Origin of the sequence: Campylobacter sp. RKI_CA19_01122, assembly GCF_025771325.1 — a bacterium.
In the GTDB taxonomy this organism is placed as follows: Bacteria; Campylobacterota; Campylobacteria; order Campylobacterales; family Campylobacteraceae; genus Campylobacter_D; species Campylobacter_D lari_D.
The window spans coordinates 46,499-69,040 of the sequence record NZ_JAKMPZ010000002.1 but is presented as its reverse complement, the minus strand read 5'-3'; the positions used below and the strand labels follow the sequence as shown (position 1 = coordinate 69,040).

The 22,542-nt window shown below is 31.2% G+C and carries 21 protein-coding genes; 7 read left to right on the top strand and 14 right to left on the bottom strand.

From position 1 onward, the window contains the following. Positions 1-23 precede the first annotated feature (23 nt). The 6 genes from infC to purB all read right to left on the bottom strand — a co-directional run bounded on the left by infC (position 24) and on the right by purB (position 8,985). On the bottom strand, positions 24-545 hold the full coding sequence (gene infC, locus L8U37_RS01635; RefSeq protein ID WP_039617082.1) for a translation initiation factor IF-3: 522 nt from the start codon (positions 543-545) through the stop codon (positions 24-26). Then, entirely contained in the window at positions 542-2,353 is a 1,812-nt protein-coding gene (gene thrS, locus L8U37_RS01630; RefSeq protein ID WP_214126685.1) for a threonine--tRNA ligase, read from the bottom strand. Before thrS ends, infC begins: the two co-directional genes overlap by 4 nt. A gap of 106 nt (positions 2,354-2,459) precedes the next feature. Then, the gene (locus L8U37_RS01625) at positions 2,460-3,266 is read right to left on the bottom strand and encodes an undecaprenyl-diphosphate phosphatase (RefSeq protein WP_263659205.1); all 807 of its coding nucleotides are present in this window, start codon (positions 3,264-3,266) and stop codon (positions 2,460-2,462) included. After that, on the bottom strand, positions 3,263-5,248 hold the full coding sequence (locus tag L8U37_RS01620) for an OPT family oligopeptide transporter (protein ID WP_263728431.1): 1,986 nt from the start codon (positions 5,246-5,248) through the stop codon (positions 3,263-3,265). Before L8U37_RS01620 ends, L8U37_RS01625 begins: the two co-directional genes overlap by 4 nt. A gap of 15 nt (positions 5,249-5,263) precedes the next feature. Continuing rightward, a complete protein-coding gene (locus L8U37_RS01615) occupies positions 5,264-7,639 on the bottom strand; it encodes a ribonucleoside-diphosphate reductase subunit alpha (RefSeq protein ID WP_263728430.1) in 2,376 nt (791 codons plus the stop codon). Between the two features lie 17 nt (positions 7,640-7,656). After that, positions 7,657-8,985 carry an adenylosuccinate lyase gene (gene purB / locus L8U37_RS01610; protein WP_263659208.1) on the bottom strand — a complete coding sequence of 443 codons (1,329 nt, stop codon included), beginning with the start codon at positions 8,983-8,985 and terminating at the stop codon, positions 7,657-7,659. A gap of 79 nt (positions 8,986-9,064) precedes the next feature. Here purB and L8U37_RS01605 point away from each other — a divergent pair, with 79 nt between their 5' ends. Then, positions 9,065-9,967: an RluA family pseudouridine synthase gene (locus L8U37_RS01605; RefSeq protein ID WP_263728429.1), complete on the top strand. Its 903-nt coding sequence runs from the start codon at positions 9,065-9,067 to the stop codon at positions 9,965-9,967. Here the strand turns inward: L8U37_RS01605 and L8U37_RS01600 are convergent. Genes L8U37_RS01600 through L8U37_RS01585 form a run of 4 tightly spaced genes read right to left on the bottom strand, consistent with a single transcriptional unit; the run spans position 9,964 to position 12,692 of the window. Next, a complete protein-coding gene (locus L8U37_RS01600; protein ID WP_263728428.1) occupies positions 9,964-10,983 on the bottom strand; it encodes a radical SAM protein in 1,020 nt (339 codons plus the stop codon). The two genes, L8U37_RS01605 and L8U37_RS01600, sit on opposite strands and share 4 nt — an antisense overlap. Next, entirely contained in the window at positions 10,973-11,083 is a 111-nt protein-coding gene (locus tag L8U37_RS01595) for a hypothetical protein (RefSeq protein WP_263659213.1), read from the bottom strand. Before L8U37_RS01595 ends, L8U37_RS01600 begins: the two co-directional genes overlap by 11 nt. Continuing rightward, a complete protein-coding gene (gene rlmN, locus L8U37_RS01590; RefSeq protein ID WP_263728427.1) occupies positions 11,080-12,150 on the bottom strand; it encodes a 23S rRNA (adenine(2503)-C(2))-methyltransferase RlmN in 1,071 nt (356 codons plus the stop codon). Before rlmN ends, L8U37_RS01595 begins: the two co-directional genes overlap by 4 nt. 8 nt (positions 12,151-12,158) lie before the next feature. Then, complete coding sequence (locus L8U37_RS01585) at positions 12,159-12,692, bottom strand: purine-nucleoside phosphorylase (RefSeq protein WP_133319097.1); 534 nt, start codon at positions 12,690-12,692, stop codon at positions 12,159-12,161. 90 nt (positions 12,693-12,782) lie between these two features. Between L8U37_RS01585 and rsmA the strand changes: the two genes are divergently transcribed. From rsmA to prfA, 5 genes are all read left to right on the top strand, one after another. After that, a complete protein-coding gene (gene rsmA / locus L8U37_RS01580; protein WP_012660773.1) occupies positions 12,783-13,604 on the top strand; it encodes a 16S rRNA (adenine(1518)-N(6)/adenine(1519)-N(6))-dimethyltransferase RsmA in 822 nt (273 codons plus the stop codon). Continuing rightward, positions 13,570-15,528, top strand: coding sequence for a ribonuclease J (locus tag L8U37_RS01575; protein WP_263728425.1), 1,959 nt, complete (start codon positions 13,570-13,572; stop codon positions 15,526-15,528). Before rsmA ends, L8U37_RS01575 begins: the two co-directional genes overlap by 35 nt. A 9-nt stretch (positions 15,529-15,537) precedes the next feature. Then, positions 15,538-16,299, top strand: a complete 762-nt coding sequence (locus L8U37_RS01570; protein ID WP_263728424.1) for a pseudouridine synthase — start codon at positions 15,538-15,540, stop codon at positions 16,297-16,299. Between the two features lie 89 nt (positions 16,300-16,388). Continuing rightward, the gene (gene rpsT / locus L8U37_RS01565) at positions 16,389-16,652 is read left to right on the top strand and encodes a 30S ribosomal protein S20 (protein ID WP_039617063.1); all 264 of its coding nucleotides are present in this window, start codon (positions 16,389-16,391) and stop codon (positions 16,650-16,652) included. Between the two features lie 3 nt (positions 16,653-16,655). Further along, positions 16,656-17,723, top strand: coding sequence for a peptide chain release factor 1 (prfA, locus tag L8U37_RS01560; RefSeq protein ID WP_263666489.1), 1,068 nt, complete (start codon positions 16,656-16,658; stop codon positions 17,721-17,723). A gap of 8 nt (positions 17,724-17,731) precedes the next feature. Here prfA and L8U37_RS01555 read toward each other — a convergent pair whose 3' ends face one another. From L8U37_RS01555 to L8U37_RS01545, 3 genes are all read right to left on the bottom strand, one after another. Next, positions 17,732-18,310 (bottom strand): lytic transglycosylase domain-containing protein, encoded by a 579-nt coding sequence (locus tag L8U37_RS01555; RefSeq protein WP_220566962.1) that lies wholly within the window; start codon positions 18,308-18,310, stop codon positions 17,732-17,734. Between the two features lie 68 nt (positions 18,311-18,378). Beyond that, a complete protein-coding gene (gene recJ / locus L8U37_RS01550) occupies positions 18,379-19,950 on the bottom strand; it encodes a single-stranded-DNA-specific exonuclease RecJ (protein WP_263659219.1) in 1,572 nt (523 codons plus the stop codon). Further along, positions 19,940-21,577, bottom strand: a complete 1,638-nt coding sequence (locus L8U37_RS01545; protein ID WP_263728423.1) for a CTP synthase — start codon at positions 21,575-21,577, stop codon at positions 19,940-19,942. Before L8U37_RS01545 ends, recJ begins: the two co-directional genes overlap by 11 nt. Before the next feature lie 100 nt (positions 21,578-21,677). Here L8U37_RS01545 and thyX point away from each other — a divergent pair, with 100 nt between their 5' ends. Next, on the top strand, positions 21,678-22,310 hold the full coding sequence (thyX, locus tag L8U37_RS01540) for an FAD-dependent thymidylate synthase (protein ID WP_039617054.1): 633 nt from the start codon (positions 21,678-21,680) through the stop codon (positions 22,308-22,310). Positions 22,311-22,323: 13 nt separating this feature from the next. On the opposite strand, the gene L8U37_RS01535 is transcribed toward thyX, so the two are convergent. After that, positions 22,324-22,533, bottom strand: a complete 210-nt coding sequence (locus L8U37_RS01535) for an alkylphosphonate utilization protein (RefSeq protein WP_039617052.1) — start codon at positions 22,531-22,533, stop codon at positions 22,324-22,326. Positions 22,534-22,542: the final 9 nt, after the last annotated feature.

The window sequence follows — 22,542 nt, the reverse complement described above, 5'->3', positions numbered from 1 at the left end:
ACAAGCCTTAAAAAGGCTTGTGATTATTTTTTCTTTTTAGGAGTTACTAGCATATTTACATAGCGTCCTTCGAGTAAAGGCTCTTTGTCTCTATCTGCTATATCTTCAACCATTTGCCAAATTTTTTCAAGCAAAGCTACCCCTGCTTCAGGAGAGCCCATCTCACGACCTTTTAAAAACACTCTAAATTTCACATGCTTGCCTTGCTCTAAAAACTCGCTTGCATGTTTGACTTTATAATTAATGTCATTTTGAGCGATTTTCACAGAAAGTTTGATTTCTTTTATATCAATAACTTTTTGTTTTTTCTTTGCTTCTTTTTGTTTCTTTTCTTGTTGATAACGGAATTTTCCATAATCCATTATCTTACATACAGGTGGTTTGGCTTCAGGGGCTATCATCACCAAATCAAGCCCTAGTCTATTTGCTATATCTAGTGCTTCATCACTACTAATAATGCCATAAACCTTGCCATCATCACCTATACATCTGATCTCATCTGCTTGAATTTCTTCATTTAGCAATACTTCTTTTTCTTTACTCAAAAGCGTACCTCACTTAATTTCTCCTTTGTTAGGGTTATAAATTCATCTAAAGTCATTGTTTTTTGTTCTTTTGCTCTTCTATCTCTTAAAGCCACACTTTTGTTTGCTACTTCTTCATCGCCTAAAACAAGTATCATAGGCACATGTGCTTTTTCGGCTGTGCGGATTTTTTTATTTAAGCTTTCATTTTTATTATACACTTCACTATCAATGCCAAGTTCTAAAAGTTTTCTTGCTATTTCTTTTGCATACTCATGATGATTTTGCGAAATAGGCACTATAGCTACTTGAGTTGGTGCTATGAAAAATGGCAACTCACCCGCACAATGCTCTACTAAAATTCCTATAAATCTTTCAAAAGAACCCAAAATAGCACGGTGAAGCATTACAGGTTGTTTTTTCTCATTATCTGCGTCTGTGTATTCGAGTTTAAAACGGCTTGGTAAGTTAAAATCTACTTGTATAGTTCCACACTGCCATTTTCTTTTTAGCGCATCAGTGATTTTAATATCGATTTTTGGACCATAGAAAGCTCCACCACCCTCATCAATACCATATTTTAAACCTTGCTCGTCTAAAGCTTCTTTTAAAGCCTTTGTAGCTATATCCCAAATTTCATCATCGCCTATTGCTTTTGCTGGGCGTGTTGAAATTTCCATTTCATAATCAAACTCAAAAGCTTTCATCAAAGTATCGACAAAGCTTAAAATTTCTAAAACTTGTTCTTTTATCTGACTTGGCATACAAAAAATATGCGCATCATCTTGAGTGAATTCTCTTACCCTAAAAAGCCCGTGTAAAACTCCACTTTTTTCATGGCGGTGCACCACGCCGTATTCAAAAAATTTCAAAGGTAAATCGCGATAACTTCTAACATCACTTTGATAAATTTTAATATGTCCTACACAATTCATCGGCTTAATGCCATATTCTTGCTCATCAATTTGCGTAAAATACATATTTTCTTTATAGTTTGCATAATGCCCACTAATTTTCCACGCATCAGCTTTTAAAAGTTCAGGCCCACGCACAGGCTCATAGCCTCTTAATCTATGTGCTTTATATAGCAAATGCTCTAATTTGCTTCTTAATTTTGCACCATTGCTAAGCCATATAGGAAGCCCACCGCCTATTTCATCATCAAAGGCAAAAAGTTTCATTTCATTACCAAGTTTTCTATGATCTCTTTTTTTAGCTTCTTCAATGATTTTTAAGTATTCATTTAAACTTTCTTTATCTGCAAAGGCAGTACCATAAATTCTTGTGAGCATTTCTCTTTTTTCATCACCACCCAAATACGCTCCCGCTACACGAGTAAGCTTGAAAAATCTTAAATATCTAGTGTTTGGTACATGAGGTCCACGGCATAAATCTTCAAATTCGCCTTGCTTATAAATACTTACTTTTCCATCAGGAATTCTTAGTAAAACTTCTTGTTTTAAATCATCATTAGCAAATTTTTCTTTAACCTCAGTCTTTGAGAGTTCATATTTTGTGATGTCTAGCTTTGCTTCAGCTAGTTCTTTCATTTTCTTTTCGATTTTGCTTAAGTCTTCTTCTGAAATCTTACTATCAACTCTAAAATCATAATAAAACCCATCTTCTATCACAGGTCCTACGAAAAATTTAGCCTCTGGATATAAACTTTTAATCGCTTGAGCCATTAAATGCGCACAAGAGTGGCGGATAACTTCTAAACTTTCTTTAGAGTTATCAAAATAAATCGGAGTTAAATTTGTATCATTGTTAAAACTTTGAGTATCTACCAAAGTTTCATTATTTGCATATGCAATTATATCTTTTGTCATTTCTACCCTTAACACTCACTAACCTTGTGAGCTTAAATTAAAATATAAGACTAATTTTAGCTATGAAAAACTTAAACTTTTTTTAAATAAAGGATATTTTTATATTTCAAACACCTGTTCTTGATATATCTAAAGTACCACTCATAAAAAGGTATAAAAATACAAAACCTAAAATTATCCTATAAATTCCAAAAGGTATGAAGTTTATTTTGCTAATTAATTTTAAAAATATTTTAATTACTATAAAAGCCACTACAAAAGCTGTTATAAAACCTATGGCTAAAGGAATGAAATTATTCATATTGCTTAGAACTTGTGGTTCTTTATAAATGCTATAAGCTGTTGCTATAATCATAGTAGGAATTGCAAGCAAAAATGAAAATTCAGAAGCAACTTTGCGATCAAGTCCGAGCAATAACCCACCTATGATACTTGCTCCACTTCTTGAAGTACCTGGTATAATAGCAAGAGCTTGAGTTAAACCTATCAAAAAAGCTTGTTTATAACTTACCTCATCTAAAGAGTGGATTGTATAGTCTTTTTTTCTATGTTTAAGTTCTATGATGATAAAAACAATCCCACCAATGATTAACATAGTAGCCACGGTATAGCCATTAAATATTTCTTTTAAAAACTTATATGCTATAAAACCCACCCCACCTGCAGGCAAAAAGCCCACAGCAAGTTTTAACCAAATATCAAGTTTTTGAGTTAGTTTTTCTTTAAAAATAAAAATCACCGCTAGTATAGAACCAAGCTGAATGATGATAAAAAAACTTCTCCAAAAATCATCTATATTTAAACCCAAAATTTCAGCACCCAAGATCATATGCCCAGTAGATGAAACAGGTAAAAATTCTGTCAGACCCTCAATGATTCCTAAAATCAAAGCATAATAATAATCTAAATTCATTTTTTAAGCACTCTTCTTGCAAAAATTAGCATAATCGCTATAAATACTACAAAACCTATAATCCCATCATCTTTAAATGAAGTTGCAATAGCAAGCGGATCTTCAGCTCCACCTCTACTAATAGAAAGCACAGTTAAGCCAGCTATTAATACTCCAAATATACTCTCACCCACTATCAAACCGGAGGCAAATAAGGTTCCTTTTTGCTCATGCTCTTGAATAAGTTCTTTTTTATGAGCATTTTTAGCATATCTTTGATCCAAACGCTTTTTAATTAAATATGCCAATAATCCACCTATAAACAAAGGCATATTAACAGCAGGTGGTAAATATATACCTATACCCACAGCTAAAGGTGGTAAAGACATATTTTTCTTTCTTAATAAACGATCGACAATGATTATACCAACACCCACAAAAGCTCCTGCTATAATATAACTCCAATCAATGTTAGCGTTAAAAATACCTTGAGCTATAGTGCTCATTAAATTTGCTTGTGGTGCAGCAAGTGCATTTGCCTCATCCATTCCTTCTCTTGGCATTGCACCCACAAAACCATAAGCTTGGTATAACAAATTTAACACAGGAGCTATAGCCAAAGCTCCAAACACACAGCCTATAATCAAAGAAACTTGTTGTTTCCAAGGAGTTGCACCCACTAAATAGCCGGTTTTTAAATCTTGTAAATTATCATTAGAAATAGCAGCAGTTGCCAAAATAACACTAGTAGTAAATATAGCAAAAGCAATAGCAAATTTAGACATTAAAGGATCGCTAAATAAATCTACTTGATAACCCAAAAGTAAAATAATCAAAGAAGAAATCATAATCCCAATTAGTCCTATACCCGAAATAGGAGAAGATGATGAACCCACCAAACCTGCCATATATCCACAAGCAGAAGCTACAAAAAAGCCTATAAAAATAGCTACTAAAGTTCCTACTAAAGCAAAAAGAATTTGATAGCCACTTGCTAAATTTGAATCAGCCACAAAAGCATAAAATGAAATAAATAAGCCTATACACATAAGCACAAATAAACCTAGCATAGCTTTTAAAGATAAATCCATATCTTTAGGATCTTGTGAGAGGTTTAATGAGGTTTTTTTAAGCATATTTTTCATACCATCATATACAGGCTTTGCAAGTTCTATTAAAGTCCATAATGCTGCTATGGCAATAGCTCCTGTACCTATTAAGCGTACTTTTTGAGCCCAAATTTGATTAGCTATATCAAGCGCACTTAAGCTTACATCAAAACTTTCTTTAGCAGAAAAATATGGCACAAAAACCATCCAAGCAAGCACCATACCCACAAGCAATGCAACACCTCCGGCTATACCTACTAAGTATCCAGCACCCAAAAGTGCCACTGAATAGCCCATAGAAAATCCAAAAGTCATTTTTTGCCAAATAAATGCAAAACTACTTCCACTTGAAAGTAGTTTAAAGCCGCTTGAAAAAAGGCTTACAATAGAAGCTAATACTACACCAAGTGTGATTTCTTTTAAGCCCACCTTTCCTTTTTTATCAGCTTGATCTTTATTGGCCACTTTTAAAATTTCAGCAGCAGCCCTTCCTTCAGGATAAGCCAATTTACTCTCTACTACCATAGCTCTACGCAAAGGTATAGTAAAAAGCACGCCTAATCCACCTCCGCAAAGACAGAGCATAAAGGTAAGCCAAAGTGGAAATTCAAACCAATACCCACATATAAAAAGACCTGGTATAACAAAAATCACAGCCGAGAGCGTACCTGCAGCTGAAACTTGAGTTTGAACCATATTATTTTCTAAAATATTAGAATCTTTAAAGATTTTTAAAACAGCCATTGCAATTACAACAGCAGGAATAGAAGTAGAAAAAGTAAGACCAACTTTAAGCCCCAAATATACATTTGAGGCAGTAAAAATAATCGTTAAAATACTTCCTAGTATTATACCCCTAAGCGTAAGCTCCGGTAGTGAGTTTTTTACATGCATTTTGTTTCTCCATTTTTATTGACAACCTTCACATTCTATAGTTCTATCAACCACATCATCATTTACTTTTTGACTATCAGGACTTTCGCTTCTTAGATAGTAAGTTGATTTAACACCTAATTCCCAAGCAAGTTGATAAATTTCATTTAAATATCCACCGCTTGCTTTATCTAAAGAAACAAAGATATTTAATGATTGACCTTGATCAATCCATTTACCACGAATCGCTGCTGCTTTTACTAAGATTTTTTGATCAAGCTCATAAGCAGGAGTATAATACTGCCAAGTATTAGCGCTTAAATTTGGCACCACAGTTGGTATCATACCACTTAAGTTTTGCTCAAACCATTTTCTTTTATACACAGGCTCAATTGTTTGAGTAGTACCCACTAAAATCGAGATAGAAGAAGTTGGCGCTATAGCCATTAAATAACCATTTCTTATGCCATCTCTTTTTAGTTTTTCTCTTAATTTTTCCCAATCACACTCGCTTTGATCAAACAAACCTTCACTTGCGGTAAGTTTTTTAGCATTTTCATTTGCCACATCAATTGGTACTATACCTTTACTCCAATTTGATCCTTCAAAGTCAGGATAGTTTCCTTTTTCTAAAGCTAAATTTGAGCTAGCTAAAATCACCTCATAGCTAATCATCTCCATAATACGATCAATTTTTTCAAAATGCTCATTAGAGCCCCAATAAATTTGAGCTTCAGCCAACATTTGCGCTTCACCCATTACACCAAGTCCTATAGCGCGTGATTTTAAGTTGGTATTTTTAACCTTTACATGGGGATAAAAATTCAAATCAATCACATTATCAAGCATTCTTATCGCTGTTGGTACTATTCTTTGGATATCTTCTTTAGTGTTGATTTTACTTAAGTTTATACTTGCTAGATTGCAAACTGCTGTTTTTCCTTCGTTTTTATATTTTTCTACTATATAAACTTTTTTACCATTGATACTATCTAAAGTAGAAACTTTCTTAGCAAGTTTTTTATACCCTCCATCTATTGCAAGCTCTTCATCCTCATCTAAATGAAGCTCTGTTTTATCATCAAATACGATTTTGATTTGATAATAATTTGGATCTGTATTTTGAAAAATTTCTGTACATAAATTTGAACTTCTTATAATTCCTGCGTGGGAATTTGGATTTGTCTTATTTGCACTATCTTTAAAACATAAAAATGGCATACCTGTTTCAAAATAAGATAAAAGTATTTTTTTCCAAAGCTCTTTTGCATCTATAATTTCTTTAGCTATGCTTTCATCTTTTTCAAATTCTTCGTATTTTTTCTCAAATTCTTCACCATATAAATCGCATAAACTTGCAGTATCAGCAGGATCAAAAAGCGTCCATTTACCATTTGTCCTTACTCTTTTCATAAATAAATCATTAATCCACAAAGCAGGGAAAAGTTCATGCGCTCTTCTTCTTTCTTCGCCAGAATTTTTACGCAAATCTAAAAAGTCATTAATATCCATATGCCAAGGTTCAATATATACAGCAATCGCCCCTTTTCTAGTACCAAGTTGATCAACAGCAACGGCTATGTCATTAGTGATTTTTAAAAATGGTATGATCCCGCCTGCTGCGTTTTTATGCCCATCTATACTTCCACCCATAGCACGCACCTTAGACCAATCCCAGCCTATACCACCGCCAAATTTAGATAAGAGTGCCATTTCTTGATAGGAATCAAAAATCCCTTCTATATTATCAGGTGTGCTTCCTATATAACATGAGCTTAATTGGTGTCTTGTAGTTCTTGCATTTGAAAGGGTTGGAGTTGCAAGCATTACTTCAAAAGTTGAGATCAAATCATAAAATTTTTTAGCCCAAGTTTGAGAATCTAATTCATTTTGTGCTAAAAACATCGCAATAGCCATAAACATTTGTTGTGGTAATTCTATAGGCATACCTTTAGAATCTTTAATCAAATACCTATCATACAAAGTTTTTATACCAAGATAAGTAAATTGCAAATCACGCTCTGGCTTGATATAAGCATTAAGATCATCTAAATCATATTTTTCTTTTAGGCCGATTAAAATCCTACCTTCTTTTTCGCCTTTTTCAAGGTATTCTCTTAAATGCTTATACCCATTATAACCACTTACTTTTTTATATAAATCATACAAAAACAATCTTGCAGCAACAAAGGTCCAATTAGGTCTATCAATATCTATTTTATCTACTGCTGTTTTTATAAGAGTTTGTTGGATTTCTTCTGTTGTTATACCATCACGAAATTGAATTTTTGCATCTACTTCAAGCTCACTTTGACTTACATTTTCTAAATTTGCCACCGCGTCGGTAGTATATTTTTTAATCTTAGAAACATCTAACTCTTCAGTTCTTCCATTTCTTTTTAATACTTTCACTCACAACCCCTAGTTTATTATTTAAAAGTTCTTTCAAAAATTTTATCTACATTTTTAGTATAGTAGTTATAATCAAAGCAATTTCTAATATCTGCTTCACTTAAAGAATTTTTCAAATCCTCATCAGCTAATAAAGCTAATAAAAACAAACTCTCACCTTTTTCATTTAAAGCAGGCTTACCATTTTGTAAATCAGCCCAAACTTTCATAGCATTTCTTTGAACAATCTTGTAAGCTTCTTCTCTGCTTATACCTTTAAATGGAAGTTCAAGCAATACTCTTTGAGAAAATACAAGCCCTCCAGTTAAATTTAAATTTTTCATCATATTTTCTGGATATACCAAAAGCTTTTCTACCACACCGCATAATCTTGAAAGCATAAAATCAGTCGTGATAAAAGCATCAGGTAATACAAATCTTTCTACACTAGAATGTGATATATCTCTTTCATGCCATAATGCTACATTTTCTAAAGCAGGTGTTACATAAGCTCTTATCATCCTGCAAAGACCGGTAATATTTTCACTCAAAACAGGATTTCTTTTATGAGGCATAGCTGAACTTCCTTTTTGTCCTTGAGAAAAATATTCTTCAGCTTCATATACTTCTGTTCTTTGAAAATGGCGGATAGCAACAGCAATTTGCTCACAACTTGAAGCTAAAATAGCTAAAGCCGAGATAACTTGTGCGTAACGATCTCTTTGTATAACTTGGTTTGAAACTGGTGCTGGTTTAAGATCTAAATTTTTACAAACTTCTTCTTCAAATTCAAGTGGAGCATGAGCAAAATTTCCCATAGCACCACTGATTTTTCCATAGCTAATCACTTCTTTTGCATGAATAATTAAATCTTTTGCATGAACTAGCGAATCATACCAAATAGCCAAAACTAAACCAAAAGTTATAGGCTCTCCATGAATTCCATGACTCCTTCCTACCATTAAGGTATTTTTATGCTCATATGCTCTTGTTTTAATCGCTGCTAAAACTTGATCTAAATCTTGCAAGATTAGTTCTAAACTATCTTTAATCTGCAAAGCAACTGCGGTATCAATACAATCTGAACTTGTCATTGCATAATGTACAAAACGACTTTCCTCGCCTAAGCTTTCACTTACACTAGTTAAAAAAGCGATAACATCATGTTTGGTAGTTTTTTCTATTTCATCTATTCTTGCTATATCAAATTTTGCATTTTTTATAATTTTTTCACAATCATCGTCTTTAATAAGACCAAGTTTATTCCATGCTTTCACAGCAGCTAATTCTACTTTTAGCCATGCATCATATTTTGCTTGCATGTCCCATTTTTTAGCCATGATTTCTCTACTATATCTTTCAACCATTTTCAAGACCTTTTTTTATATAATTTTTTATGAAAAAATAGCTTGAATTTTATTATAAATTACCTAAGAAAGTTATTAAATGGCATATATAAAAAAGAAACTAGCAAATAATGGAAAAAAGGCATTTAGACTACTTATGGAAGAGTTAAAAATTTCTATGCGTGAAGCACAAAAACTCATTGATAAAAAAAGATTATTTTGTGATGGAAATTTGGTAGAAGAAAAAAATAAATTTTTAAATGGTTTAGTAGAATTAATCGTATATGAAAACAACCCCAAAGGATTAGAAATAGTTTTTGAAAATGAAGATTTTGCCATCGTAGAAAAACCAAGTGGAGTGCTAACTCATCCTAATGGGCGCAATTGTGCTTATAGTCTTTGTGATGAAATTTGGCATTTATGGGGTGAAAAAGCTTGCGTGGCTCATAGACTAGATAAAGAAACAAGCGGACTTTTACTCATAGCAAAACATAAAAATGCACAAATTGAGTTAAAAACTATGTTTGAAAAAAGATTAGTGCAAAAAAGTTATCTTGCTCTAGTAAAAGGAAAAACTGAAAAAGAATTTATAGTAGATAAAAGCATGGATTTAGCTAAAGACTATGATACAGTAAAAACTAGGATGCATATTTGTGAAAATGGCAAAGAAGCTTTAACACAATTTTATACTTTAGAATATTTTGAAAATTTAGATGCTAGTTTAGTTTTAGCTAAACCTCTAACAGGCAGACAACATCAAATAAGATTACATTTGTTTCATGTGAAACATAAAATTTTAGGTGAACCTTTATATGGTTTAGAAAAAACACAAATAGAGCAAATATTAGATGGAAAAATGAGTGATATAAAAAGAGCTCAAATTACAGGCGCTAAAAGACTGCTTTTACACTCTTTTAGCTTAGAATTTACATATAAAAATCAAAAATTTTTGATACAATCTCAAAAAGATATAAAAGGTGAATTTTTGAAAAATCTACCTTAATCTTTTTCTAATTTTAAAACCTTATCAGTTTGGATTGCAACTGCAATTTGCTTAGCTGGTTTACCATAATCTCTACAATAATCACAAGATTTATAAAAATCTTGAGAATAAAATTCAAAAAATCTTTCTTTAGAATCCTCTAAATTTAAAAAATCGCCATTAAATTCTTCAAGTCCTTTTAAACGTGATAAAGAACTTGATATAGGACAAACAAAAACAGCTCCTTTAGGTGCTAATTGTTTATTTTCTAAGCCCTCAGATGTCATCAAACTTACACATGGCATTTGACAATTACGATAATTTTTGATTATATCTTCTTTACTTCTACTACGTTTATAAATTTTTTCAGGGTCACTCCAAGTAGAATTTTCACCACTAGAGTCCATAGAAAATGGAATTTTATTTTCTTTTAATTTTCTTAAAATGTTTTCTTGCTTTAGTGGAATTTTTAAATTTGGTGATCTTTTGTAATCTGAAATCGTAATTTTTCTAACCTTATTAGATTTTTTTAACTTTTTCATCAATTCATCTTTAAAATCAATGGTTGCATTAGTAACTAAAGAAAAAGTTAGTATTTTCTTTTGAGTATCTAAATAATCAATCAATTGTGGTAAATCTTTAAACAACAAAGGCTCTCCACCTATAATTCTAACCCTTGCGATAGAATCTACTTTAGATAAAAGTAGATCTAATGATTCTATAATACCCTCTAAAGTACAGGTATATTGATTTGATGGTGAAAAATACTGCATTAAATTGTTACATGATTCACAACGCAAAGTACATCTTGTAGTTAAAACTAATTCTAAATAAGGAATATCCACCTTACCTTCTAAAACCCTCTTTTCGAAGTATTTTTTCAAATAAAATTTTTTCATCAAAGCAGCATAAGGAACTTTAAAAATTCTAGCAATTCCTCTTTTACCATTTAAATGAGAAAAATACCAAGAAATATTTGGCTTTATATATCTATTTTGAAATAATTGATTTTCTAACAATTGTTTTTTATCTATCATTATTTTTCCCTTCATTTTTTAATACATAAATAATCCCACCAAGTCCTATGATCACTACTATGCTTATAAAAATAAGTTGGACTATATCTAAAAAAGTCATTGTTTACTCTGCCTTTCTTTAAGCTGTCCGCATGCAGCTGAAATATCAAGTCCTTTACTTTCCCTTATCGTACAAGTAACACCTTTTGCGCTTAAATAATCTTGAATTTTAACCGCATTTTCAACACTTGGTCTTTTATATAAACTTCCTTCGTGTGGATTAAAAAGTATTAAATTTACTTTGGCTTTTATACCATTTAAGAGCTTGACTAGTTCTTTTGCATGTTCTATTTTATCATTTATCCCATCAATTAAAAGGTATTCAAACATCACTCTTTTACGCTGATCTATAGGAAAATTTCTCACCGCTTCCATAATGCTTGCTATATTATAAGCTTTATTAATGGGCATTAATTCACTTCTAAGTTCATCATTTACAGCATGGAGTGAAATAGCCAAAAGCACACCTAAATTCATTTCTCCAAGCTCTTTAATTTGCTTTGCTAAACCACTTGTGCTTATAGTTTGTCTTCTAGGGCTTATCGCTAAAGCATCATTATCAGCTAAAATTTTAACTGCCTTAGAAACATTTTTAAGATTATCCAAAGGCTCTCCCATACCCATATAGACTATATTAACCCTTCTTTCATAAGGAATATGATTATGTTTTTTGATCCATAAAATTTGTCCTACTATTTCTCCTGCAGTCAAATTTCTTTTCAAACCGCCTTTAGCAGTCAGACAAAAACTGCACCCACTTTTACACCCCACTTGAGAGGAAACACAAATAGTATATCTTGCATGTTTGATGATTTTTCCATTTTCATCTACAAGCTCTTCTTTCATAGGTAGCAAAACAGCTTCTATTTTTTTACCATCTAAAAGCTCAAAAAGATATTTAATACTCCCATCCTTGCTTTTTTCATCTTTCACACATTTTAAAGGTGAAAAATGAAAATTTTCTTGCAAAAACACCCTAAAGTCTTTTGGTAAAGATGACATTTGTAAAAAATCATCTGCATATTTTTTATATACCCATTCAAAAATTTGCTTTGCTCTAAATTTTGGCTGGACTAAATTTTCTAATTCTTCTTTAGTAAAATCTAATATATTTTTTAATTCACTCAATTTTTTTCCTATATAAGTTTCTTATCTAACAAAAAATCTTTTAATAATTCTTTTGCTTCTTGATGATTTTTTAAAAAATCTTCATGTGCAAATTCATTACAAAAATTTGTAGCACATAAATAACAAATTCCTTCTATTCCTTGCATTTTTGCACAAGAAAGCACAGCGTATGCCTCCATATTTTCTATATGTACGCCTTTTTTAAAAAATTCTTGAGCAATATTTTCATCTTTGCAAATATAATTTGAAGAATTAATCATAGTTTCATGTGAAACATTTAATCTAATCTCATTTGCTATAGGTGTATAAAAACTATCAAATAAATCTGCGTATTCTAAATTTGCAGCATTAGAACTTTCATAAATGTCTAAAATTTTTCCTTCTTGGTAAATTCCACATGTACCTATAAAAATCACTCTATCTACTTTTACTTGACTTAAAATTTTACCTAGAGAAAAAGCAGAATTAACTAAGCCTACACCTATACTTTGTGCAAATTTAAAATCCTCATTTCCTCCTGCACACACTATAAGATTTTTCAAAAATTAACCTTTATAAAAAATAATTCAAATTTTATCTAATTAGCGCTTAAAATAATGCTATAATTAATATTTTTTAGATAAAATAAATTTATGATAAAAGCAAAAAAACATTTTGGGCAAAATTTTTTATGTGATAAAAGCGTGGTAGATAAAATCATCCAAGCCATACCCAAAGATACTAAAAATATAGTTGAGATTGGGCCTGGCTTAGGTGATTTAACGCAAGAACTTTTGAAAATTCCACAAGCTCATATTAGAGCTTATGAGATTGATAAAGATTTGATTCCTATTTTAAATAAAAAATTTCAAAATGAGATTGAAGGTGGAAATTTTGAGCTTATTCATCAAAATGCAAGTGATGCTTTTGATCAAGGAAGTTTAAGTGATAAAGAGTACTTTTTAGTAGCAAATTTACCATATTATATTGCTACAAATTTGATTTTAAAAGCCCTAGAAGATCAAAATTGCCTTGGGCTTATAGTAATGGTGCAAAAAGAAGTGGCACAGAAATTTTGTGCAAATGAAAAAGAAAGTAATTTTTCGGCCTTAGGGGTGCTTTGTGCATTAATATGCCAAAGACAAATGCTTTTTGATATACAACCACAAAGCTTTAATCCTCCACCAAAAGTTACTTCAGCTGTAATGAAGTTAATAAAAACTACTCATTATCAGCAAAAATGTGAAAATATAGAAGCTTTTAAAGAATTTCTTAGAGCTTGTTTTCAAAATCCTAGAAAACAACTCTTATCTAATTTTAAAAATAAAAAAGAAAAAATTCTAAAAGCATTTGAAGCACTAGACATCTCTTCTACCTCAAGAGCTCATGAAATTAGCGTTGATTCATACCTTAAAATTTATGACTATTTAAAGGATGACTATGAGCGAAGAAAACAAAACTCAAGAACAAAATAAAACTAAAAGATTTAATAAATTTAGAAACAAAAGAAAAAAAGATTCACAAAATCAAGAGCAAAATAGCGAAATTAAAAATGAAACAAAAGTAGAAAATGCTCAAACTGAAGCTAGCGAAGAAAAAAAGAAAAAGAAAAAGAATAGAAATTTACCATCTAAATTAAGTGGTAATGAAGAATGGCAAATAGAACTTGCCAAAAGTATAGAAGCTAATAAAATCATGCACGAGCTAAGACTTCACCCTTTAAAACACAACAACTCAAGCGAACATAAAATTCGTATTACACCTTTGGGTGGGCTTGGGGAAATCGGTGGAAATATCACTGTTTTTGAAACCAACAACGATGCAATTATCGTTGATATAGGTATGAGTTTTCCAGATGGAACCATGCATGGAGTAGATATTATCATACCTGATTTTGACTATGTAAGAAAGATTAAAAACAAAATTCGCGCTATCATCATCACTCATGCTCATGAAGATCACATCGGTGCTGTGCCATATTTTTTCAAAGAATTTCAATTTCCTATCTACGCAACACCTTTAGCACTAGGTATGATTTCAAATAAATTTGAAGAGCATGGTTTAAAGGCTGAGCGTAAATGGTTTAGACCTATAACAAAAAGACAAATTTATGAAATAGGTGAATTTAATTTAGAATGGATTCACATAACCCACTCTATCATCGATGCTTGTGCTTTGGCTATTAAAACTAAAGCAGGAACCATCATACACACTGGCGATTTTAAAATAGATCAAACACCAATTGATGGCTATCCAACAGATTTAAGTCGTTTAGCTCAATATGGCGAAGAAGGCGTACTTTGTCTTTTAAGTGATAGTACAAACTCATATAAAGAAGGTTATACAAAAAGTGAAAGCTCCGTAGGACCTACTTTTGATCAAATTTTTGCCAAAACTAAAGGCAGGGTAATCATGAGCACCTTTAGCTCTAATATCCACCGCGTATATCAAGCTATTAGTTATGGTTTAAAATACGGCAGAAAAGTGTGTGTTATAGGGCGTTCTATGGAAAGAAATCTCTATACTACTATGGAACTTGGCTATATCAAACTTGATAGGAAAATTTTCATTGACGCTGATGAAGTAAGCAAATACAAAGACAACGAAGTACTAATTGTCACTACAGGAAGTCAAGGCGAGACCATGAGTGCTTTATATAGAATGGCAACTGATGAGCATAAATTTATCAAAATCAAACCTAGCGATCAAGTTATCATTTCAGCTAAAGCAATACCAGGTAATGAAGCAAATGTTTCTGCTGTACTTGATTTTCTTTTAAAAGCAGGAGCTAAAGTAGCTTATCAAGAATTTAGTGAAATTCATGTAAGCGGACATGCTAGTATAGAAGAACAAAAACTCATGCTAACTTTAGTAAAACCTAAATTTTTCTTACCAGTGCATGGAGAGTATAATCATATCAATAAACACAAAGAAACTGCTCTAAAATGTGGTATACCTGAAAGAAACATCTACTTAATGAGTGATGGGGATCAAGTAGAGCTTTGTCAAAAATACATCAAACGTGTAAAAACAGTTAAAACAGGAAAAGTCTTTGTGGATAATCAAATCAACAAACAAATCGCAGATGATGTGGTAATTGATAGACAAAAACTAGCAGATAGCGGTATAGTTGTCATCATCGCCCAGCTTGATAAAGCAAGTAAAACACTAATTAATAAACCAAGAGTATTTAGTTATGGCTTGGTAGCTGATAAACAAGATGGAGCATTCTCAAAAGAAATGAGTGATGTTTTAAGTCAATTTTTCCCAAATGTAAAAGATGAAATTTTAGATAATCCAAAAGTTTTAGAAGCTCAAATTAGACAAGTACTAAGAAAGCATATTTTTAGAAAAATCAAAAAATATCCAACCATAGTACCAACTATTTTTGTGATGTAAAGTAAAATTATGAGAATTAATAAATTCATCTCACACAATAGCAAATATTCTCGCCGTGAGGCTGATGAGCTAATCAAGCAAGGCTTAGTAAAAATCAATAAAAAAACAGCCTTGCTAAATGATAGTGTAAATACTGAAGATAAAGTTTTTATCAATGGTAAAAAACTCCATAAAAAAACACAATTTTCAGTCATCATTTATCACAAGCAAAAAGGCGAAATAGTTAGCAAAAAAGATGATAGAGGTAGAAAAACCATCTATCATACTTTACCAAAACAGTTTAGCACTTGGCTTAGCGTAGGAAGGCTTGACTTTGCAAGTGAGGGATTACTTTTACTAACTGATTCACCTGTAATAGCAGATGCACTTATGCATAGTGATTTAGAAAGAGAATATTACTTAAAAGTAAAAGGTAATATAGATAAAAATGTCATCGAAGCTATGCAAAATGGCTTAGAAATTCAAAATGAAAAAAAAGGGGCTCACGCCAAAACTAAAATAACCTCAATGAGTTTTGCTCCATTTTTAGGCTTTGAAATTTTTGGCTCAAGCGGAGGCTATACGAAACTAAAAGTAATCATTAATGAAGGTAAAAATAGGGAGCTAAGACGCTTTTTTGGACATTTTGATTTAGAAGTGATGGATCTTAAAAGAGTGGCATTTGGAGCATTAGATCTTGGTATGTTAAAAGCTGGCAAATATCGTTATTTGGAAAATGGTGAGTATGAAAAACTGCGCGATTTTTTAAAAATAAATGATATTAGGTATTAAAATTAATACTTTAAAAATACTTAAATTAATTAAAATTTAATTTTAATTTTGTATAATTAGCAATTTAATTTATATAAAAAAGGAAAATTATGGCAAACCATAAATCTGCTGAAAAAAGAGCAAGACAAACTATCAAAAGAACTGAAAGAAATAGATTTTATAGAACAAGATTAAAAAACATTACAAAAGCGGTTCGTGAAGCAGCGGCAAATAACGATAAAGAAGCTGCACAAAATGCATTAAAAGTAGCTAATAAAAGCATTCACGCTATGGTAAGTCGCGGATTTTTGAAAAAACAAACTGCATCACGCCGTGTTAGCAGATTAGCATTATTGGTAAACAAATTAGCATAATTAATGTTAGCTGATAAACTCAAACCTTTTTTAGCACGCTTTGATGAGTTAAATACTCTTCTTAGTGATGTTAATATCTCTAATGATATTTCTAAAATGACAGCTCTATCTAAAGAGCAAAAAAATTTAGAACCCATAGTAGAAAAAGCAAAAGAATATCTCAAAACCTTAGATGATATAGAAGAAAATAAACTTCTTTTATCTGATCCTGAACTAGGTGAACTTGCAAAAGAAGAACTTAAAAATCTCGAAGTTTTAAAGCCACAACTTGAAGAAAAATTAAAAATTCTCTTATTACCTAAAGATCCAAACGATGATAAGAATATCTTTTTAGAAATTCGTGCAGGCACAGGTGGTGATGAAGCTTCTTTATTTGTTGGGGATTTAGTAAAAGCTTATATACGCTATGCTGAAAATCGTGATTACAAATATGAAATTGTAAGTTCAAGTGAAGGTAGCGTAGGTGGATTTAAAGAAATCATCATTCTTATCAAAGGAAATGGAGCTTATTCAAGGCTAAAATACGAAGGTGGCACACATAGAGTTCAAAGAGTACCTGAAACAGAATCTCAAGGTAGAGTTCATACTTCAGCTATTACAGTGGCTATTATGCCTGAAGTTGATGATGTTGAAATTCAAATCAATCCAAATGATTTAAAAATCGATGTAATGCGTAGTAGCGGTCATGGTGGTCAAAGCGTAAATACCACAGATAGTGCTGTAAGAATCACTCACATTCCAACAGGTATAGTTGTAGTAAATCAAGATGGCAAAAGCCAACATAAAAACAAAGAAAGTGCCATGAAAGTCTTAAAGGCAAGACTTTTTGAAATGCAAGAACAAGAACGCTTAGCTAAAGAAAGCGAGGCAAGAAAATCACAAGTTGGAAGTGGTGATAGAAGCGAACGCATACGCACTTATAATTTCCCTCAAAATAGAATTAGTGATCATAGAATAAATCTTACTTTATATAGACTTGATGCGATTTTAGAAGGTGGACTTTTTGATGAAATCATCGAGCCATTAATCGCTTATTATCAAGCAGAGGCTTTAAAACAAGAAAATTTATAATTCTTGTTTTAATTATTGCTTGCTAATAAAATTCTATATTGTTCTTTATCAACATTTATCAAAAGCGAAACTAATTTAAAAGCTCTAAATTTTTCCATTACAAAAAGATCTTTACTATCTTTTAAAACTATAGCAACTAAATTTTTCATTACTTTATCAAGCCAAATATTTTTATATTTATCATTTGCTGAATGATATCTTCCAATAGCATTCCAATTAAACCCGTATCGTTGTATAATTTCATAAAGTAATCTTGCTGCTATGTCTATATTTGCACTAACTTTTACAATCTCTTTTTCGCTAACACCATAACGCTTTAAATGAATGCTATTAATTTGCATTAAACCATAATCTCTTGTTTGATTTTTATTTCTACCAATGATATTATGTTCATAAGCTGCATTCTCTGTCAAAGCTATGGCTTTAAGTAATGCCATGGGTATGTTATACTTTCTAGCCGCGATTTTAAAATCTTTATCATATTTATAAAAATTTTCAGGTATATAAGTATCACCTATAAAAATTTTTGTATCAAAAGCAAAAGTAAAATTAAAAAATATTGCTAATAATAAAATCCTTTTTAACATTTTACTCCTTTATAGTACTTATGCTATAGCAAATTTATAAATAAAAATTATGCAAATAAGTTAATAAATTATCTAAGAATTTCTTTTATAGTAAGTTGAGGGGTGATTAATCCTCTAAAATTATTTTTAGAAATACTAGCTATAAAATCAATATTTTCACCAATTTCTGGCTCATAATCAAAGTTAAAAAATAAAGCTTCTAAAGTCTTATTTCCTTGTGTTAAAATAAGTTTTATATGATTTTCATCTTTACCAAGTCTTTTTTTGTTTTTTACAAAAAGCTTATCAAATTTAAAATATGGTCTTGGGTTTTTATGCCCAAAAGGTTCAAAAAATTCCAATATCTCTAAAAGTTCAAAATCAACTTCATTTGGATCAATACTACCTAAAACCTCATCAGTATTGTAAAAATCATCTTTAGGGATATTTTGACAAATTTCATAAAGCTTATTTTTAAAAATACCAAATTTTTCAAGCTCGACTAAAACTCCAGCTGCACCTTTATGTCCACCATAGCTTAAAACAAATTCTTTAGCTTGTTCTATAACATTTAAAATATCTATCCTACCCACGCTTCTAACGCTAGCTTTAGCCTTTTGCTCACATTCTGAAAAAACAAAGGCAGGCTTGTTAAAATGCTTTGCTAAACGACTTGCAACTATACCCAAAACACCCTCATGCCAATTTTGGCCATTGACAATAATCACAGGATCATTTTCATCAACTTGTTCTAAACATTGTTTAAAAAGCTCGCGCTCTTCATCTTTACGGCTATTATTATAAGTAATGATTTGTTCTAAATAACCCATAACCTCATTAATATTTTTAGAATGCAAAAATTTATAAGAAATAATCGCATCATCCATTCTACCTGCACTATTAATCAAAGGTGCAATTAAAAAACTAATATTATCAAGTTCAAATTTATCCTTACCAAAATACTGTTTGATAGCTTTAAATGCAACTCGTTTTGAATCATTAATACACTCTATGCCTTTTCTAACTAAGGCTCTATTTAAATCTCTAAGCTCCATCATATCTGCGATAATTGCGATAGATAAAAGCTCTATAAATTTACACATATTATAATTAATCTTACATACTTCTTTTATAGCAGCAACTAAATACCAAGCCACTTGAGCACCACAAATTTCAATATCAGGAAATTCACAATCTTGTTGTTTAGGATTAATGATCGCATAAGCTTTTGGTAAAGTAGCTGGAGGCATATGATGATCGGTAATAATTAAATCAATTCCTTTTTGCAAACAAAGCTCTGCTGCATCAAAAGCTGCTATACCATTATCTACAGTGATGATTAAATCTACCCCATTAAGTTCATTGATGATTTCTTCATTTAGACCATATCCATCTTTAAAACGATTTGGAATTTTTACCACATAGTCATATCCGATATCATCAAAAAATTCAGATAAAATCACACAAGAAATCACCCCATCTACATCATAATCTCCAACAATAGCAAGCTTTTGATTTTTTTCAATCGCTTCTTTAATACGTAAAGCACCCTTATAGACATCTTTTAAACAAGATGGCATAGGTAAATCACAAAGCTTTACATGTGTATCATTGATAAAACGCTGGTGTAAAATTTCTTTTATTTTGGCTTTATTTAGCATGATTTGTTAAAGATGCCTTGATAAAAGAAAAAATAGCCGGATTAACCCTAACTAAGCGTGAAGTAAATTCAGGGTGAAACTGCACTGCTAAGAAAAATGGATGATCTTTAAGCTCTACAGCCTCAACTAAACCTTCATTTTCCCCGCTTATAATAAGCCCATTTTTTTCAAACATTTCTTTATATTTTGGATTAGCTTCATAGCGGTGGCGGTGGCGTTCTTTTACGCTTTTTTGATTATCATAAACCTTACTTAAAAGTGTATTTGGCTTGATATGACACTCATAAGCTCCAAGACGCATAGTTCCACCAAGTGGAGTTTTACTTGTTCTAATTTGCTTTTCTCCACTTGCGTCAATAAATTCATCAATCAAAAAGATGATAGGATTTTTACAATTTGGATTGAATTCATGAGAATTTGCATCTTCTAGTTTTAAAACATTGCGTGCAAATTCCACTAAAGAAAGCTGCATACCCAAACAAATTCCTAAAAATGGAATTTTATTTTCTCTTGCATATTGTATGGCTTTGATTTTTCCTTCTACTCCACGGTAGCCAAAACCACCTGCTACTAAAATCCCATTTACATCTTTAAAGCTTTCTTCGACATTTGCATTTTCTAATTTTTCACTATCAATCCATTTTAAATTTACTCTCGCATCAAGTGCTGCACCTGCATGGATAATGGCCTCTGTTAAGCTTTTATAGCTTTCTTTTAAATCTACATATTTTCCTACAAAAGCAATACTAAGTTCATTACTTGGAGCGATGACCCTTTTTACTAAAGAATCCCATTCATTCATATTTGGCTTTAAATTTTGAAGATCTAATAAACTTGCAATAGAGTTTAAAATATCTTGTTTTAAGAAATTTAGTGGAATTTGATAAATACTAGCTGCGTCCACACTTTCTATAACACAATTTTTTTCAACTCCACATGAAATTGCGATTTTGTCTTTTAACTCTCTATCTAAAGATTTTTCACTTCTACAAATGATCATATCAGGGCTTATACCTATACGGCGTAATTCTCCCACACTATGTTGAGTTGGTTTTGTTTTAAGTTCTCCTGCTGCTTTGATAAATGGCACTAAAGTTAAGTGAATATTAATAGCGTTATATTTACCCACTTCAAGCTTTAAAGCTCTAATAGCTTCTAAAAATGGTAAGCCTTCTATATCTCCTACTGTGCCACCTATTTCAACGATTAAAATATCTTTATCAACTCCAGCTTTTTTAATGCGATCTTTTATCTCATCAACTATATGAGGGATTACTTGTATGGTTTTTCCTAAGTAATCTCCTCTTCTTTCTTTTTCTATAACACTTTGATAAACTCTACCTGTTGTGAAGTTATTATCCTGAGATAAGCTCTCGTTTAAAAATCTCTCATAATGTCCTAAGTCTAAATCTGTCTCAGCTCCATCATCTGTAACAAAAACTTCCCCATGTTCTAAAGGACTCATAGTGCCAGGATCTACATTGATATAAGGATCTGCTTTTAAAATACTTACTTTTAAACCTGAATTTTTTAAAATCGTAGCTATAGAAGCTGCTGCTATACCTTTTCCTAATGAGCTTAAAACACCACCGGTTACAAAAATATACTTAGTTTGTTTTAATTTCATAAAATAACCTTAATTTCTTTTTTTGAAATTATAACGAATAAAAAATTTTATTTTTATAAACATTTGTGTAAAATTCAATTATTTTTGAAGGAATTTTTTGATGAAAATCACATTATTAAACCATACTCCACTTTCTGTATGCTCTCATGCAACAAGAACATGTTGGCAAAGTTTTGACAAAGGCGATTGTGGTGGCGAAAAAGATAAAGAATTAATCGATCGAGTGGGAAATAAATTTAAACATGCTTCAACCTTAGAGCATTTAAACTATACTTTTTATATACAAGGTATTTCAAGAGCATGCTTACAAGAAGTTGCAAGACACCGCCACACTAGTCCTAGTGTAAAAAGTACAAGATATACCTTAAAAGAACTAAGAAATGAAAGTGAATTTAAAGAAAATGACTTTGAAAATGCTAAAAGATACTTGGTATTAACCGGAAATGAAGTAGTAGATAATGCAAGTATCAAAGCTTTAGAAAATCTGCGTTTGATTTTGCAAAATAGTATTAGTTTAGACATAGCAAAATACTGCTTACCAGAAAGCTATAAAACAGAATTAACTTTAACGATTAATGCAAGAAGTTTGCAAAATTTTATCACTCTAAGAAGCTCAAAATCAGCCCTTTGGGAGATAAGACAACTCGCAAATGCTTTATTTGAGAACTTACCTGAGGAACATCAATTTATTTTTAAACATTGTGTTTATCAAGAAGAAAATTCCCAAGATTGATTGGGAATTTTTACTATATTTTTTTAAGAAATTCAGTTTTTAAAACAATCACACCAAATTTATCTACTTTAGCTTCAATTTCGGTGTCTTTGTTTGTAAGTTTAATATTTTTTATAGTCGTGCCACGCTTTAAAGTAGTACTTGCACCTTTAACCTTTAAATCTTTCACAACACTTACACTATCACCTGCATTCAGTTCAGTTCCATTTGCATCTTTTGGCATATATTCTCC